This is a genomic window from Streptomyces sp. ASQP_92, from assembly GCF_025399895.1.
In the GTDB taxonomy this organism is placed as follows: Bacteria; Actinomycetota; Actinomycetes; order Streptomycetales; family Streptomycetaceae; genus Streptomyces.
In genome coordinates this window covers 94,246-112,264 of the sequence record NZ_JAODUA010000007.1, presented here as the reverse complement: position 1 = coordinate 112,264, position 18,019 = coordinate 94,246, and the positions used below count along the sequence as shown (strand labels likewise).

3 protein-coding genes are annotated in these 18,019 nt (G+C 74.9%); all 3 read left to right on the top strand.

The features are described from left to right. The first annotated feature begins 57 nt into the window (after positions 1 to 57). The 3 genes from N4G70_RS17895 to N4G70_RS17875 are packed head-to-tail and all read left to right on the top strand — an operon-like array spanning position 58 to position 17,929. Entirely contained in the window at positions 58 to 9,651 is a 9,594-nt protein-coding gene (locus N4G70_RS17895) for a type I polyketide synthase (RefSeq protein ID WP_261713650.1), read from the top strand. A 24-nt stretch (positions 9,652 to 9,675) separates the two neighbouring features. Then, positions 9,676 to 16,650 carry a non-ribosomal peptide synthetase/type I polyketide synthase gene (locus N4G70_RS17880; RefSeq protein ID WP_315904267.1) on the top strand — a complete coding sequence of 2,325 codons (6,975 nt, stop codon included), beginning with the start codon at positions 9,676 to 9,678 and terminating at the stop codon, positions 16,648 to 16,650. Positions 16,651 to 16,696: 46 nt separating this feature from the next. Beyond that, a complete protein-coding gene (locus N4G70_RS17875; protein WP_261713649.1) occupies positions 16,697 to 17,929 on the top strand; it encodes an acyl-CoA dehydrogenase family protein in 1,233 nt (410 codons plus the stop codon). Positions 17,930 to 18,019: the final 90 nt, after the last annotated feature.

Sequence of the window (18,019 nt, the reverse complement as noted above, 5' to 3'; positions counted from 1 at the left end):
GTGCCGGAGAACGCGCCACCCTCGACGGGGGCGCTGACGCGACAAGGACTCACGGTGATGGACAGGGCTGATCTCGGCGCGGGTGACCACACGTCCCACGCGGTCGCGGTCGTCGGGATCGGCTGCCGCTTTCCGCGGGCGGACGGGCCGGACGCGTACTGGCACCTGCTGCACGACGGCATCGACGCGGTCGCCGACGCGCCCGGCGGGCGGGGCCCGGCGCGCGGCGGATTCCTCGACGGGGTGGACGGCTTCGACCCCGCGTTCTTCGGCATCTCCGAGCGCGAGGCCGTGGCTATGGACCCGCAGCAGCGCCTCGCCCTCGAACTGGCCTGGGAAGCCGTCGAAAACGCCAGGACCGTGCCGGGTGACCTCAAGGGCAGCCGGACGGGCGTGTTCCTGGGCGTGATGGCCGACGACTACGCCAAGCTGCTGCGCGATCTCGGGCCGGACGCGGTGACCGGGCACACCCTGACCGGCTCGCAGCGCGGGGTGATCGCCAACCGGATCTCGTACACGCTGGGCCTCAACGGGCCGAGCCTGGTGGTGGACACCGGGCAGTCCTCGTCGCTCGCGGCCGTCCATCTGGCGTGCGCGAGCCTGCGGGCCGGCGAGTGCGACCTGGCCCTGGCCGGGGGGGTACACCTGATCCTGGCGCCGGAGGGAACCCTGGCCCTGGAGCGGGCCGGGGCGCTGTCGGCGGACGGGCGCTGCTTCACCTTCGACGCCCGTGCCAACGGCTACGTCCGGGGCGAGGGCGGCGGGATCGTCGTCCTCAAACCCCTCGAAGCCGCCGTGCGCGACGGCGACCGGGTGCACGCCGTCATCCGCGGCAGCGCCCTGAACAGCGACGGCGCCACCGATACGCTGCCGACGCCGGGCCGCGCCGCGCAGGAGCGCCTGCTGCTCGCGGCCTGTGCCGACGCGGCCGTGGAGCCGGGCGACGTCGGGTACGTGGAGCTGCACGGATCGGGCACCCGCGTCGGCGACCCGATCGAGGCCGCCGCGCTCGGCGCGGCCCTCGGGGCGGCCCGCCCCGAGAGCCGTCCCCTGCTGGTCGGTTCGGTGAAGACGAACATCGGCCATCTGGAGGGCGCGGCCGGAATCGCCGGGTTCATCAAGGCCGTCCTGTGCGTCGGGCGACGCGAACTCGTCCCGAGCCTGAACTTCCGCGAGCCGGGCGAACGGATCCCGCTGGATAAGTTGCGGCTGCGCGTGAACACCGAGACCCGGGCCTGGCCGGGGCCGCAGGGCCCGCTGATCGCGGGGGTCAGCTCGTTCGGGATCGGCGGCACCAACTGCCATGTGGTCCTCGCGGATTGGGCGGGCGCCGACCCTGTCCGCGCCCATGACGACGACGCCGCGGTGACGCTGCCCTGGGTCCTGTCCGGGCGCGACGAACCCGCCCTGCGTGCCCAGGCCGAACGGCTGCTGGCCCATGTGCGGGCGCGCCCCGGGCTCGGTGCGGCCTCGGTGGGCCGTTCCCTGGCCGTCACCCGCACCACGTTCGAGCACCGCGCCGTCGTCGTCGCCGACGACCGGGACGCCCTCTTCGCCCAGCTGGAGGCGCGGGCGGCCGGGCGGCCCTCTGCCGCCGTGGTCGAGGGCCGCCACGAGGGACCGCCGGTCCGGCCGGTCTTCGTCTTCCCCGGCCAGGGCTCCCAATGGGCGGGCATGGCAGCCGAGTTGTACGACGGCTTCCCGGTCTTCGCCGAGCGGATCGACGCGTGCGCCGACGCCCTGCGCCCCCATGTGGACCGGCCCCTCCTCGACGTCCTGCGCGCCGCCCCCGGTGCCGCACCCCTGGAGGGTGACGAGGTGATCCAGCCCGCGCTGTGGGCGGTGATGGTGTCCCTGGCCGCGCTGTGGAACTCGGTCGGTGTGCGGCCCGCCGCCGTGGTGGGCCACTCCCAGGGCGAGATCGCCGCCGCCACCGCCCTGGGCGCCCTCTCGCTCCAGGACGGCGCGCGGATCGTGGCGCTGCGCGGCCGGGCGCTGAAGCGGATCGCGGGGCGGGGCGGCCTGCTCTCGGTGGAACGCGCGGCCCCCGAGGTGGAGCGGGACTGCGCCCGGGTGGCCGCCTCGCTGTCGATCGCGGCGGTCAACGGCCCCGTCCACACCGTGGTCGCCGGACCCGTCGCCGCCCTCGACGCGCTTCGCGCCCACTACGGGCCCGGGGTCCGCACCCGCAGGCTCGCCGTGGACTACGCCTCGCACAGCGCGGACGTCGACGAGCTGCGGGAAGCGCTGCGCACCGCCTTCGCCGGCGTCACCCCGCGCACCACCGAGGTGCCGTTCCACTCCACCGTCACCGCCGAACCGATGGACACCGCCGCCCTCGACGCCGCGTACTGGTTCCGCAACCTGCGCGAGCCGGTGCGCTTCGCACCGGCCGTCGAGAAACTGCTGCGCGCGGGCCACTCGACGTTCCTCGAAATCAGCCCCCACCCGGTGCTGACGCCCGGCATCCGGCACACGATCGACACCCACGGCGGGGACGGCGCGGCCCTGAGCACACTGCGCCGGGGCGAAGGGGGCCGCCCCCGGTTCCTCACGGCCGCGGCCGAGGCCTTCGTGCACGGCGTCGCGGTGGACTGGGCGGCGCTGCTGCCCCGTTCGGCGCCGCCGGCCGACCTGCCGACGTACGCCTTCCAACGCCGTCCCCACTGGCCCGCCACGATGCCCGGGGCCACCGGGCGGGCGCCCGAGGCGGCGCCCGCCCCCGCCGCCGCCGTCACCGACGGGCGACCCACGCTGGAGCTGGTCCGGAGCCTCACGGCCCTCGTGCTGGGGGCCGACGCGACCGACGCCGTTCAACCCGCCCTGACCTTCAGGGAGTTGGGTCTCGACTCGGTCATGACGCTGGAACTGCGCGAACGTCTCGCGACCGCGACGGGCCTGCGCCTGGAGAGCACCCTCCTGTACGACCACCCGAGCCCGGCCGCCCTGGCCGCCGCCGTCGACCGGGTGCAGTCCGGTGCCGAAACCGGGAGTTCACCGGCGGCGGCCGCGCCGGAGCGGGCCGACGACGAGGATCCGGTGGTCATCGTCGGCATGGCCTGCCGCTACCCGGGCGGCGTGCGCTCGCCCGACGACCTGTGGAAACTGGTCGCGTCCGCGACCGACGCCATCGGCGACTTCCCCGCCGACCGCGGCTGGGACCTCGCGCGCCTGCACCACCCGGATCCCCACCGCACGGGAACCACCTCCGTCCGCCAGGGCGGATTCGTGCCCGGCGTGACGGACTTCGACGCCGAGTTCTTCGGGATCAGCCCACGGGAAGCCCTCGCCATGGACCCGCAGCAGCGCCTCTTCCTGGAAGTGGCCTGGGAGGCGCTGGAACACGCCGGGATCGACCCGGCCACGCTCCGCGGCAGCCGGACGGGCGTGTTCGCCGGGGCGATGCACGCCCCCTACGGGCCCGGCATGGAAACCGCCGGACAGGGCGTCGCCGGGCATCTGCTGACCGGCACCGGCGCGAGCGTGATCTCCGGCAGGATCGCCTACGTCCTCGGCCTGAACGGGCCCGCGCTCACCGTGGACACCGCCTGCTCCGCGTCGCTGGTCGCCCTGCACCAGGCGGTGCGCTCGGTACGGTCCGGCGAGTGCTCCCTCGCGCTGGCCGGAGGAGTCACGGTCCTGGCGGGCCCCGGTGTCTTCGTGGAGCTCGCCCGGCAGCGGGTGCTGGCCCGCGACGGCCGCTGCAAGGCGTTCTCCGCCCGCGCGGACGGCACGGGGTGGGCCGAGGGCGCGGGCATGCTCGTCGTGGAACGGCTCTCGGACGCCCGCCGCCACGGCCACCGGGTGCTGGCCGTCGTCGCCGGCAGCGCCATCAACTCCGACGGCGCCTCCAACGGCCTGTCCGCGCCCAACGGCGTCGCCCAGCAGCGGGTCATCGCGGACGCCCTGGCCGACGCCGGCCTCACGCCGGACCAGGTCGACGCCGTCGAGGCGCACGGCACCGGCACCGCACTCGGCGACCCCATCGAGGCCAACGCCCTGCTGGCCGCCTACGGGCGCGACCGGGAGCGGCCGCTGTGGCTGGGCTCCCTCAAGTCCAACATCGGGCACACACAGGCCGCGGCGGGCGTCGGCGGCGTCATCAAAATGGTGCAGGCCATCCGCAACGCGACCCTGCCCCCCACCCTGCACGTCGACGAGCCGTCCCCGCACGTGGACTGGGCGGCCGGACCGGTGGCGCTGCTCGACCGGGCCCGCCCCTGGCCGGCCACCGGCGCACCCCGGCGCGCCGGGGTCTCCTCGTTCGGCATCAGCGGCACCAACGCCCACGTCATCCTGGCGCAGCCGCCCCCCGAGGGCGGCCCCGCCGAGGAGCCGGTGCGGCCGCCGGTGGTGCCGCTCGTCCTGTCGGCCCGCACGCCCCAGGCACTGGGGGAGCGGGCCCGGGCCCTGGCCGGCGCGCCGCTGGACCTGATCGGCGCGGCGCCCGCCCTGACCGCCAGGACCTCGTTCGGCGAGCGCGCCGTCGTGATCGCCGGCGACCACCAGGAGGCGGCCCGGGGCCTTCAGGCGCTGGCCCGCGCCGAGGAGAGCCCGGGCGTCGTCACCGGCCGGGCGGGCGAAGTCGGCCGCACCGTCCTCGTCTTCCCCGGACAGGGCGGCCAGTGGCGGGGCATGGCGGCGCGGCTCGCCGCCGAGAACCCCGTCTTCGCCGCCCGCCTGGCCGACTGCGAACGCGCGCTGGCCCCGTACGCGGACTGGTCGCTGACCGAGGTCATCCATGGCGCGTCGCCGCTCGACCGGATCGATGTCGTCCAACCCGCCCTGTGGGCCGTGATGGTGTCGCTGGCCGAACTGTGGCGCGCGGCCGGGGTCGTCCCGGACGCCGTGGTCGGCCACTCCCAGGGCGAGATCGCCGCGGCCGTCGTCGCCGGGGCGCTCTCGCTCGAAGACGGGGCCCGCGCCATCGCGTTGCGCAGCACTCTCGCCGTCGAGCTGATGGGCAAGGGCGCGATGGCCGTGATCCCGCTGCCCGCCGAGCGCGTACGCGAACGCCTGGGCACGCTGAGCATCGCCGCGATCAGCGGCCCGGCCTCCACCGCCGTCGCCGGAGCCCCCGACGCGATCGCCGCCCTGGTCGACACCTACCGGGCCGAGGGCGTCGACGCCCGCGTCATCCCCGCCGCCTTCGCCTCCCACTGCGCCGCGGTCGAACCGATCCGCGAGAAGATCCTCGCCGGCCTCGACCCGCTCACCCCGCGCACCGGCGCGATCCCCCTGATGTCCTCGGTCACCGCCGACTGGCAGGAGGGCCGCGAACTCGACGCGTCGTACTGGTACCGGAACCTGCGCCACACGGTGCGCTTCCAGGAGGCGATCCAGGCGCTCGTCGCGTCCGGGCACACCACCTTCGTCGAGGTCGGCCCGCACCCCGTGCTGGTGGGCAGCATCGGCCAGATCCTGGAGGGGGCCGGGGCGCACGGGATCGTGACGGGTTCGCTGCGCCGGGACGACGGCGGTCTGCGCCGCTTCCTCACTTCCGCGGCCGAGGCCCACGTGCAGGGGCTGCCCCTCGCGTGGCACCACCTCACCGGCACGTCCGCCGGCCATGTCGAGCTGCCCACCTACCCCTTCCAGCGTCGCCGCTACTGGCTCACACCCACGGGCGGGCCGACCGACACGGCCGGCCTCGGCCAGACGCCGGCCGGCCACCCCCTGCTCGGCGCGGCCGTCGAACTCGGCGACGGCGAGACGGTGTTCACCGGCCGTCTCTCCGCCCACAGCCACCCCTGGCCGGCCGACCACGCCCTTGCGGGGACGCCTGTCCTGCCGAGCACCGCCTTCCTGGAGCTGGCCCTGCACGCGGCCGCGAAGGCGGGCGCGGCACGGATCGAGGAACTGACGGTCTCCACGCCGCTGGAACTGCCGGCGAACGGCACGGTGGACCTGCGCGTGAGGGTGGCGGCCGCGGACGCCAACGGGCGCAGAACCTGCGGCATTTCGAGCCGGGCGCCCGACGGGGAGTGGTCCACCCACGCCACGGGAGCCCTCGGCCCGGCGCCCGAAGACGGCGCCGGTACGGTCGTGGCGCCGCTCTCCTCCGACTGGCCGCCGGCCGCCGCGACGCCCGTATCGCCGGACCGTATCCACGAGGACCTCCGCCTGCGGGGATACGACCACGGACCGCATTTCCAGGGTCTTGAGGCGTCCTGGCGACGCGGCGCCGACCACTTCTCCGAGGCCGCCCTGCCCGAGCCGGAGGCCACCGGCTCGGAGGCCTACCACCTGCACCCCGCGCTGCTCGACGCCGCGCTGCACGGCCTGTACGCGGCGGCCCCGGCCCGCGGGGGACAGTGCGTCCAGCCCCTGCGCTGGCGCGGAGTCTCCGTGTCCGGGGCGGGAGATCGTGCGGCCCTGCGCATGCACGCGGAGCCCACCGCGGACGGAGGGTGGTCCCTGGCCCTGTTCGACGCGTCCGGAGCCCCGGCGGGACGGGTCGAGTCGCTGGAACTGGGACCGGTCGCATCCGGCCGCCCGGCCGACCCCGCCGCGGTGGCCCGAGGCTCCCTGTTCGCGATCGACTGGGAACCGCTCCCCGAGCCGACGACGCAATCGCCCACCCGGCGGGTGCCGGTCCCGTGGGACGCCCTCGACCTGGACGCACTGCTCGCGGCGGGCGACCCACCCGAGCACGTGGTCGTGGCCTGTCCGTCCGGAGAGGAGACGACGGACGCGGTCGAGTCGTCACCGGACACGACCGCCCGGACGCCGGAGGCCGACGCGACCAAGTCAGCTCAAGATAGGGCCAGTTGGGCCCAAGAGGCCGAGGCGGCTTCGGCGATGCGGATCGCGGCCGACTCGACCGGGGGGCCCGGGGAGTCCGACGTGACCGACGCGGCGTGGATCGAGTCCGGCCGGGCGCGGAAGGAAAAGCAGGTCAAGTCGGGGCGTAGTGACGTCAGTTGGGGTCCGGAGGTCACCGTTGCGGCCCCGTCGGGACGGATCGCGGCCGACCCCATCGCGGAGGCCAACGCGGCCAACGCGGCGCGGATCGCGGTTCACCGCGTCCGGGAGCTGCTCTGTCGATGGCTCGCCGAGGACCGGCTCGCCGGAGCCCGGCTCGTGCTGGTCACGAGGGGAGCCGTTGCCGTGCGGCCCGGGGAGACCGTCCGTGATCTCGCCCAGGCGGCCGTCTGGGGCCTGGTGCGGACCGCGCAGGTCGAGCATCCGGGCCGGTTCGCTCTCGTCGACCTCGCCCCCGACACCGCCGAACCGCCGACCGGAGCCCTCGCCGAGCACCAGGCCGCCGTTCGTGACGGCGCCGTCCTGGTGCCCCGGCTCGTGTCCGCGGTGGGCGATCCCGCGCTGCCGCTCCCCGAGGGCGAGGGAGCCTGGCGGCTCGGTCTCCGCGAGCGCGGCACCCTCACGGGCCTGGCGGCCCTGCCCTGCCCCGAGTCGGCCGCCGCGCCGGGCCCCGGCCAGGTGCGGATCGCGGTCCGCGCCGCCGGGCTCAACTTCCACGACGTCCTTGGCGCGCTCGACATGCATCCCGGCGACCCCGGCCCCCTCGGCCTCGAAGGCGCCGGTGTGGTCACCTCGACCGGGCCCGGCGTCACTGAATTCGCCCCGGGCGACCGGGTGTTGGGCCTGTTCCCCGGCGCCTTCGCCACCGTCGCCCACGCCGACCACCGCACCCTCGTCAAGATCCCCGACGGCTGGTCCTTCACCCGGGCCGCCGCCGTGCCCATCGCCCATATGACCGCCCTGCACGCACTGGTCGACCAAGGAGGCGTGGGCGAGGGCGACCCCGTCCTGATCCACGCAGGCGCGGGCGGCGTCGGCATGGCCGCCGTCCAGCTGGCCCGGCACCTGGGCGCCGACGTCCACGCGACCGCCGGCCGCACCAAGTGGCCCGCCCTGCGTGCCCTGGGCGTCGACGCCGACCATCTCGCCTCCTCCCGCGAGCCCGGATTCGGTGAGCGTTTCGGCGCGGGCGGCCGGCGCATGGCCCTCGTCCTGAACTCGCTGACCGGCACGCTCGTCGAGGAGTCGCTGGGCCTGCTGCGCCCCGGCGGGGTCCTGGTCGAACTGGGCAGGACCGATCCGCGCGACCCCGCCGAAGTCGCCGCCGCGTACCCCGGTGTGCGCTACCGGGCGTTCAACCTCCTCGAACTGCCTCCGGAGCACCTCGGGCGACTCCTGCGCCAGGTCGTGGAGCTGTTCGCGCAAGGGATGTTCGGCTGGCCCGCGGTGACCGACATGGACGTACGGCGTGCCCCCGAAGCCTTCGGGCTACTGCGTCAGGGCGCCCATGTCGGCAAGGTCGTGCTCACCCTTCCGCCGCTCCTCGAACCGGAGGGAACCGTCCTGATCACGGGCGGGTCCGGGGCCGTCGGGCGGGCCATCGCCCGGCATCTGGTCACTCAACACGGCGCACGGCGGCTCCTGTTGGCGTCCCGCCGCGGCGGTGACGCGCCAGGAGCGGCCGAGCTCGCGTCCGACCTGTCGGAGCTCGGCGCCGAGGTGCGGTTCGCGGCCGTGGACGTCGCCGACCGGGACGCCGTCGCGGCCATGATCGAAGCCGTCCCCGGCCGACACCCGCTGACCGCCGTGGTCCACGCCGCGGGGGTGGTGGACGACGCCCCCATCACCTCGCTCACGCCCGGACAGATCGACCGCGTCATGGCCGTGAAGGCCGACGGGGCGTGGCATCTGCACGAGTTGACCGCCGGCCACCCGCTGAGCGCGTTCGTGCTGGTCTCCTCGGTCATGGGAACGCTCGGAGGTGCCGGGCAGGGCGGCTACACCGCCGCCAACGCCTTCCTCGACGCGCTCGCGCACCACCGCCGTACGCGGGGCCTGCCCGCGCTCGCACTGGCGTGGGGACTGTGGGACGACCCGGACGGCATGATGGGCGCCCTCACCGACGCCGACCGCGCCCGCTTCGCCCGGGCCGGGCTCGTGGAGATGGCCCCCGCCCACGGCCTGGCCCTGCTGGAGGCGGCGCTGCTGTCACCGCGCCCCGTCCTGGTGCCCGCCCGGCTCGACCGCGAGGTCCTGCGGGACCTCGGATCCGACCTTCCGCCGGTGCTGCGCCGCGTCGCGGCGGAGGCCGGGGCGGGAGGGGTCCCGAACACCGGGGCACAGCGCGTGCGCCGCCCGTTGCGGGACGAGCTGGCCGGCCTGTCCACCGCTGAACGAGGCGCACTGCTGGCCGGGTTGGTCCGTACGCACATGGCCGCCGTCCTCGGCGCCCGCCCCGAAACGATCGTGGACGACCGGCCGTTCGGCGAGCTCGGGCTCGACTCGCTCACCTCGGTCGAGTTCCGCAATCGTCTCAACGCGGCGACCCACCTGAAGCTGCCCCCCACCCTGCTCTTCGAGGCGCCGACACTCCCCGAGCTCGTCGCCGTTCTGGACGCCGGACTCGCCCCGCCCGAGGAGCCACCGACCGGCGACCCGGAACACGCCGTCGGGGACGACACGGCGGCGGACGCGGCGAGGGATGTGACGGCCGATGTGCCGCGGAGCATGCCCGGAGACGGGCCGAGGGACGCGGCGAAGAACACGGCAAAGGACGCGGCAAAGGACGTGACGGAGGACGTGACGGAGGACGTGACGGCGCTCGTCGAAGCCGCCACCGCCGACGAGTTGCTCGCCTTCATCGACCGCGAACTCTCCGGCCACTGACACCCCCACGGAGGACGATCCACCATGCCATCGGAAGCGGACGACAAGCTGCTCGGCTACCTCAAGCGCCTCACCCTCGACCTGCACCGGACGCGCGAGCGTCTGCGCGATCTTGAGGAGCGGGAGCGGGAACCGATCGCGATCGTCGGCATGGCGTGCCGGTACCCGGGCGGGATCGACTCGCCCGACGCCCTGTGGCGGCTGCTCGCGTCGGGCGGGGAGACCGTCGGCGCGTTCCCCCGCGACCGGGGCTGGGACGAGGCCCTGCACGACCCGGCGGGCGGTGGCCGGAGCGCCACCGGTTCGGGCGGCTTCCTCCTGGACGCCGCCCACTTCGACGCGGAGTTCTTCGGTATCAGCCCGCGCGAAGCCCTGGCCATGGACCCCCAGCAACGGCTGCTCCTGGAAACCGCCTGGCAGACGTTCGAGGACGCCGGCATCGACCCGGAGTCGGTGCGCGGCACCGAGACCGGCGTGTTCGCCGGGCTGTCCTGCAACGATTACGGGTCGGGCCTCGATGTCGTACCCGAAGAGGTCGAGGGCTTCCTGGCGACCGGTACGGCGGGCGGCGTCGCCTCCGGCCGGATCGCGTACACACTGGGCCTGCACGGCCCGGCGCTCACCGTGGAGACCGCCTGCTCGTCCTCCTTGGTCGCGCTGCATCTGGCCGTCCAGTCGCTGCGGCGGGGCGAGTGCGCGATGGCGCTGGCCGGCGGTGCGACGATCATGGCGACGCCGCGGTTGTTCACCGAGTTCACCCGCATGCGGGGCCTGTCGCCGGACGGCAGGAGCCGCCCGTTCTCGGCCGCCGCCGACGGCAGCGGGTTCTCCGAGGGCGTGGGCATGCTGCTGGTGGAGCGGCTCTCCGAAGCCCGGCGGCTCGGCCACCGCGTGCTGGCCGTGATCCGCGGCAGCGCGGTCAACCAGGACGGCACCAGCAACGGCTTCACCGCACCGAGTGGCTCCGCCCAACAGCGGGTCGTACGGCGGGCGTTGGAGGACGCGCGCCTCGCACCCGGCGACGTCCAGGTGGTGGAGGCGAGCAGCACCGGCACCCCGCTCGGCGACCCGATCGAGGCGCGCGCCCTGATGGCCGTCTACGGACGCGACCGGGAGACCCCGCTGCGGCTCGGCTCACTGAAGTCGAACATCGGGCACACCCAGGCGGCGGCGGGTGTCGCCGGCGTCATCAAGACGGTCCTGTCCCTGCGGCACGGCAGGCTCCCCGCCACGCTGCACGTCGGCGATCCCACGCCCCACGTCGACTGGTCGGCGGGCGCGATCGAACTCGTCGCCGAGGAGACGGCGTGGCCGAGCACGCGGGGCCCCAGGCGGGCGGCGGTGTCCTCGCAGGGCATCAGCGGCACCAACGCGCACGTGATCATCGAGGAGGCGCCGGTCGCGGTCGAGGCGCCATTGGGCGCCGTCGGTGAGGCCCCGGCCGCTGCCGACGAGACCCCGGTCACCCTTGCGCGGGAGGCGGCTTATGCGGGAGAGGCCCCGGTCACCCTTGCGCGAGAGGCGGCCTCCGCGGGAGAGGCGGCGGGCGCTGTCGCAGAGGTACAGGGTGACTCCCAAGTAGCCGTTGCGGCACGGCAGTTGGAGGCCGGGCCGCAGGGCGGACCGCGCCTGCTCACCCTCTCCGCGAAGACATCGACCGCCCTCGCCGGCCTCACCGCACGTTACGCCGACCTCCTGGCCAACGGCGCCGACGCCGATTCACTCGCGTCGATCTGCCGGACCACGAGCCTCGGGCGGGCGCACTTCACCCACCGGCTGACCGCGGTGGCGTCCTCGCGCGCCGAGCTGCGCGGCCTGCTGACGCGGACGCACCGGGGCGAGGCGCCCCCGCCCGGCGTACGCGTCGGTGTGCGCGGCCCGGAGACGGGCCGGGGCGCGGTGTTCCTCTTCAGTGGACGGGTGGACGCCCGATACGACGACGCCGCCGCCGAACTGGCCGCGGCGGAGCCGGTGTTCGGGCTTGCCCTGGACCGGTGCGCGGAAGCGACCGGTGACCGCAACCCCTCGCCGTTCGCCGTCGCGTACGGGCTCGCCGAGCTGTGGCGGTCCTGGGGCGTCGAGTTCGCCGCGGTCGCGGGGCACGGCGTCGGCGAGCTGGTGGCCGCCCATCTCACGGGCGCGTCGAGCCTTGAGGACGCGGCGCGCGCGGCGGCCCTCGCCCCGTCGGGCGCCGCCGACCCGCGACGGTTCACCGAACGCGTCGCCGCGCTGCTGCGCGAGGGGCACCGGACCTTCGTGGAGATCGGGCCCGCCTCGCCGCACCTCGACCGGGTCCGCACGGCCGAACACGCCCTGTTCCTGGCCTCGTTGAGCCCGGGGGAGGAGGCCAGGCGCACGCTCCTGGACAGCCTGGGCGCGCTGTACACCCGGGGCGTCGGGATCGACTGGACGCGCGTGCACGGTGAACCCAGCGGGCCGCCCGCGCGGCTGCCCGGATACCCCTTCCAGCGCGAGCGCTACTGGCTTGAGGCGGGTCCGGTCCGTGACCCGCGAGCCGAGCCGCTCGCGCGTCAACCGGTCGCACAGGTACGGCTCGTCGAACCCGCACCCACATTCACTCCCGCACCCGCACCCACACCCGCACCCGCCTCCGCGACCCCCGCCGAGCAGGTCCTCACCATCGTCGGCCGGGCGCGCGGCGCGGCCGTCGGTGGCGACCAGTTGCACCTGCCGCTGCGGAGCCTCGGCATCGACTCGCTGATCGCGATGGACATCAGGCAGAGCCTCGCCCGGCACCTCGGGGTCGACATCACGCTGCCCGATCTGCTGGACGGCCGGAGCGTCAGCGAGATCGCGCGGACCGTCCGTGCCGCCCACGACGCCGGCACCGGCCGGGTGGCGGGCCTCGCCGTCCCGGGTCCGGCCACGGCCCCCGCCCACACCCCCGCAACGCCCGCCGCCCCGCTGATCGCCGACCCCGCGCGCCGCCACGAACCGTTCGGCCTGACCGATCTCCAGCAGGCCTACCTGGTCGGCCGCACCGATGCCTTCGAGCTCGGGAACGTCTCCACTTCCTTCCTGATCGAGGTCGACCTCGACGGGACCGACCTCGACCGGCTCGCCTCCTCGTTCCGGCACCTCGTCGAGCGGCACGACATGCTGCGCGCCGTCGTGTCCAGGGACGGATACCAGCGGGTGCTCGCCGAGGTTCCCGAGTATCGGATCGCCACCGTCGATCTGCGAGGGTGCGGCCCGGCCGAACGGGCCGCCCGCCTCGCCCAGATCCACGACGAGATGCGGCACCAGGTCTTCGACACCGAACGCTGGCCACTGTTCGACGTCCGGGCGAGCCTGCTGGACGCGCACACCACCCGGCTGCACCTCGGCATGGACGCGCTGATCATCGACGGCCGCAGCGCCGCCGTCCTGTTCCGGGAGTGGGCGCAGGCCTACCGCCGGGGCACGCCCTCGGCGCCTGCCCCGGCCCTCACCTACCGCGACTACCTGCGCGCCATCGCCGCCGAGACGGATGCCGAACCGGCCGAGCCGGGCGGACCGCGCGAGAAGTCGCTCGCCTACTGGCGGGCCCGCCTCGCCTCCCTTCCGCCCGCGCCCCGGCTGCCGCTGCGGCCCGGATCCGCGCCGCGGCGGCCGGAGTTCACTCATCACACGGCCCGGGTCGAGGCCGACTCCTGGCAGCGTTTCAAGGACCACGCCGCCGCGGCCGGCCTTTCGCCGTCGGCGGCGCTGTGCGCCGCGTACGCGCAGGTGATCGCCGCCTGGAGCGCCTCCCCGCGCTTCACGCTCAATGTGCTGGCGTTCAACCGGCGGCCGCTGCACGAGGACGTCGCCAGGCTCGTCGGCAACCTCAGCACGACCACCCTGCTGGAGGTCGACACGAGCCCCGTCGAGGACTTCGCCTCGGGCGCCGTACGCCTCCAGAGGCAGTTGCTGACCGATCTCGAACACGGGCACGTCAGCGGCGTCGAGGTGCTGCGCGAACTCAACCGCGCGCGGGGCGGCGCGGGCCTGGCGACGATGCCCGTGGTGTTCACCAGCACCATCGGCTTCGCGGGCCGGGGCGACGACGAGGGTGGCGCCCTCAAGGCCCTGACCCTGCTCGGCACCGGCGGCAGACTGGCGTCCAGCTCGGTACGGACCCCGCAGGTGTGGCTGGATCACCAGGCGCTGGAAGAGGACGGGGAACTGGTCCTCAACTGGGACGCGGTGCGGGAGGTCTTCCCGGACGGGGTCCTCGACGGGATGTGGGAGGCCTATCTGGAGCTGGTGCGGGACCTGTGCGGCGAGGAGGCCTGGCGCCGCCGGCCGTCCGTGCTCCCCCCGGCCGCCGACCTGGAGATCCACCGTGCGGTCAACGCCACCGACGCCCCCGTCCCCACCGAGCTGCTGCACGACGCGTTCCTGCGCCGGGCCAGGAACCGGCCGCACGCGCCCGCCGTCATCACCTCGGACCGCACCCTCGACTACGGCGAAGTGGACCGCCGCTCGGACGGTGTCGCCCGGTGGCTGACCGGCCGGGGCGCGGGACCGGGCACCCTCGTGGCCGTCGTGATGGACAAGGGCTGGGAGCAGGTCGTCGCGGCCCTGGGCGTCCTGAAGACCGGGGCCGCCTACGTCCCGCTCGACGCCGCGATGCCCGGGCCCCGACTTCGGACGATCCTGGAGAGCGGCGGCATCGAGCTGGTACTGACCCGCTCCGCCGTCGCGGACCGGCTCGAACTGCCCGCCGGGACCCAGGCGTTGAGCGTCGACGCCGAGCCGGAGCGGGACCCGTCGGCCGGTCCCGTGCCGCCCTCCCCGGCCGGCCCCGACGATCTGGCGTACGTCATCTTCACCTCGGGCTCCACCGGGGTCCCCAAGGGCGTGATGATCGAGCACGCCGCCGCGCTCAACACGATCCAGGACATCAACGAACGGTTCGGCGTGACCGCGCACGACCGTGTCCTGGCCCTGTCCGCGCTCCACTTCGACCTCTCGGTCTACGACGTCTTCGGGCTGCTCGGGGCGGGCGGAGCCGTGGTCCTGCCCGACGAGTCGGCGCTGCGGGAGCCGTCCGCCTGGCTGGAACTGATGAACCGTCACCAGGTGACGATCTGGAACAGCGTCCCCGCCCTGATGGACATGTTCGTCACCCACGCCCGTGCCGCCGGCGCCCCCTCGTCGCTGCGCGTGGTGATGATGAGCGGCGACTGGATCCCCGTCACCCTGCCCGCGGCCATCGCCGCGCTCCTGCCCGACGCGCACCTGTGGAGCCTGGGCGGCGCGACCGAGGCGTCCATCTGGTCCATCCTGTACCCCATCACCGGCACGGAGACGGACCGCGCGAGCATCCCGTACGGCAGGCCCCTGCGCAACCAGCGCTTCCATGTGCTGGACGAGGCGCTGCGACCGCGCCCCACCTGGGTCCCCGGCGACCTGTACATCGCCGGTACCGGCCTGGCCCGCGGCTACCTGGGCGACGACGCCAAGACCCGCGCGGCGTTCCGGCGCCACCCGATGACGGGGGAGCGGCTCTACCGGACCGGTGACGTCGGCCGCCGGCTGCCGGACGGTGACATCGAGTTCCTGGGCCGCGCCGACTCCCAGGTGAAGATCCAGGGCCACCGGATCGAACTCGGCGAGGTCGAGGCCGCGTTGCTGCGACGCACCGACGTCCACGCGGCGGTCGGCGTGGTCGACGGCGAGCGGGGCACCTCCAGAAGGATCGTGGTGTACGCCGTGTCCACCGCCTCCGAGGACGAGCTGCGCCGGGCGCTCGGCGAGCGACTGCCCGCCTCCATGGTGCCCGCCCGCATCGTTGTCCTCGACGAGCTTCCGCTGACCGCCAACGGCAAGGTGGACCGCGCCCTCCTGCCGCCGCCCGAGCCGAGGGCGCCCCGTTCCGGCGAGGCGGTCGCGCCGCGCGACGCGAGCGAACGGCTTCTCGCCGGGATCTGGGCCGAGTTCTTCGGCCCCCTGGCGGCACCCGCCGCGGGGACGGACAGGGGTTCCGCCGGTGCGGCCACCGAGAATCCGACCGGCGCGCCCACCGGCGCCCCCGCCCGGGAACCCGTCGACGTCACCGCCAACTTCTTCGACCTCGGCGGGGATTCGATGCTCGCGGTGCGGATGATGGCCCGGATCCGGCAGCTCACCGGCCGGTCGCTGCCGGTGGCCACCCTGCTCGCCCGGCCCACCGTCGCCGCGCTCGCCGAGGTCTTGCGCGAGGGCGCGGACGACGAGGGCAGGGCGGCCCTGGTCGCGATCCAAGGGGCCGGAACGAGGCCCCCCTTGATCCTGGTCCACCCGGTCGGCGGGGATGTGCTCTGCTACGCCGGACTCGGGCCCCTTCTGGGCGACGACCAGCCGCTGTACGCCCTCCAGTACCCCGACCTCGACCCCGCGCCCCGGACCCTGGCCGCGCTGGCCGGGCACTACGCCGACGCGATCACCGAACGCTTCCCGGACGGTCCCTACCGGCTCGGCGGCTGGTCCCTGGGCGGCGTGATCGCCCTGGAGACCGCCCGGCTGCTCACCGACCGGGGCGCCACGGTCGAACTCGTCGCGGCCGTGGACCTCCTGGAGCCGCCCGGCCGGGTCGAACCCGCTCCCGAAGAAGCCCTGTTGGCGCGCTTCGCCCGTGATCTGGCCGGCCTCGCGGGAAGCGGCTGGAACCCCGGACCGGCCGCGTTCGCGCCCACCGGCGGCGGGTCCCCGATCGCCGAACTCCTCACGCGGGCCCGGCAGGCAGGTGTGCTGCCGGGCGAGATCGACGCCGCCACCCTGGAAAGGCTCGCGGGCCGGTTCCTGCGGCTCAGCCGCGCCCTGGCCGGCCACGAACCGTCGGCGTACCGGGGCAGGGTCCGCCTGTTGCGGGCCATCGACGGGGCCAGTGCGGCCGTCACCCGGCAGTGGCTGGACCTCCTGGGCGAGCGGGCCGACAGCGTCGACGTACCCGGCGACCACTACGGGGTCCTGCGCTCCCCGAACCTCCAGACCCTGGCGGACGAACTGAACAAGGCGCTGGAGGACCTGTGATCCGAGCCGGCCGAACCGACCCGAGCAGCCGAGCCAGGAGGACCGCATGACCGCCACCGACCTGCCACCCGGGGCCGCGGCGAGCCGGACCGCCACCGAGCCGCCCCCACGAGGCACCACGGTTCGGCCTTCCGGGGCGGGCGCGGGCCCGCCCACCGTCGATGTGCCTTCCGGGGCGGGCGGGGCCCCGACCGCCGCGGCCGTCATGGACCGCGTACGGGAGTACGCCTCGGGCCTCCCGGCGCGTGCCTCGGAGATCGAACGGCTGGGCCGTGTTCCGGGTGACGTCCTGGACGGGCTGAAGGCCACCGGGCTGCTGCGCGCCGCGCTGCCGCCGTCGCGAGGCGGGGTGGAACTGACGGTTCCTCACATCACGCGCGCAATCGACGAGTTGGCGACGGGGGACGCCTCGGTCGGCTGGTGCGCGGCCGTCGCCCTGAATGCCTCACTGGCCGTGGTCCGCCTGCGTGCCCACGCGTACACCGAACTGTTCCCGGACCCGGACCTGATCACCGCGACCGTTCTTCCGCCCACTGGGCAGGGCACGCCGAGGGACGGCGGCTACCTGCTGTCCGGGCGCTGGACCCACGCCAGCGGCATCACCCACGCCGACCGGGTGATGGCCGGCTTCCTGACGCCGCAGGGCGTCCCGAGGGTCGCCGTCTTCGATGCCGCGCACGTGCGCGTCATGGACACCTGGAACACCACGGGGCTGCGCGGGACCGGATCGCACGACATCGAGGTGGCCGGTCTGTTCGTCCCGGAGCGGCACACGTTCGGGCTCGCTCCGTCCGCCGGCCGGCAGGACCCGCCGCATCTGCGCGCCGACAACCTCGCCCTGAAGATGGCGGGCGTGCCACTCGGCATCGCCCGGTCCGCCCTGAGCGCGGCCCGGGAGATCCTCGCCGCCCGGCGTCCGGCGCTGCCCCGGCCCGCGTCCCCGGCCGACCTCGCCCGTGCCGAGTCGCTGATCGGCGCGGCCGACGCCTATGTGTACAACACGCTGGAGGACGTCTGGGCGGCCCAGGAGGCCGGCCGGACGCCCGAGCGGGGCACGGCCGCGCTGGCCCGCCAGTTCGCGCACCGGGCCTGTCGTGAAGCGGTGCAACTCCTGTACGACGCCGTGGGATCGGCCGCGGTCTACACCGAGCGCACCCCGCTCGACCGGTGCCTGCGCGACGTGATCACCGCGAGCCGCCATGTCGCGTCCGCGGAGGGCGTCCTCGACGCGGTGGGCGATCTGCGGCTCGGGGGTGACCCCGCCTCGCCCCACCTGTGAACCCCGGAAACGGCCGTGGTTCCGGCGGGACCCCCCGACCGGAACCACTCGACCCGTAGGTCTTACGGTGACCTACGACGGCTCAACTCC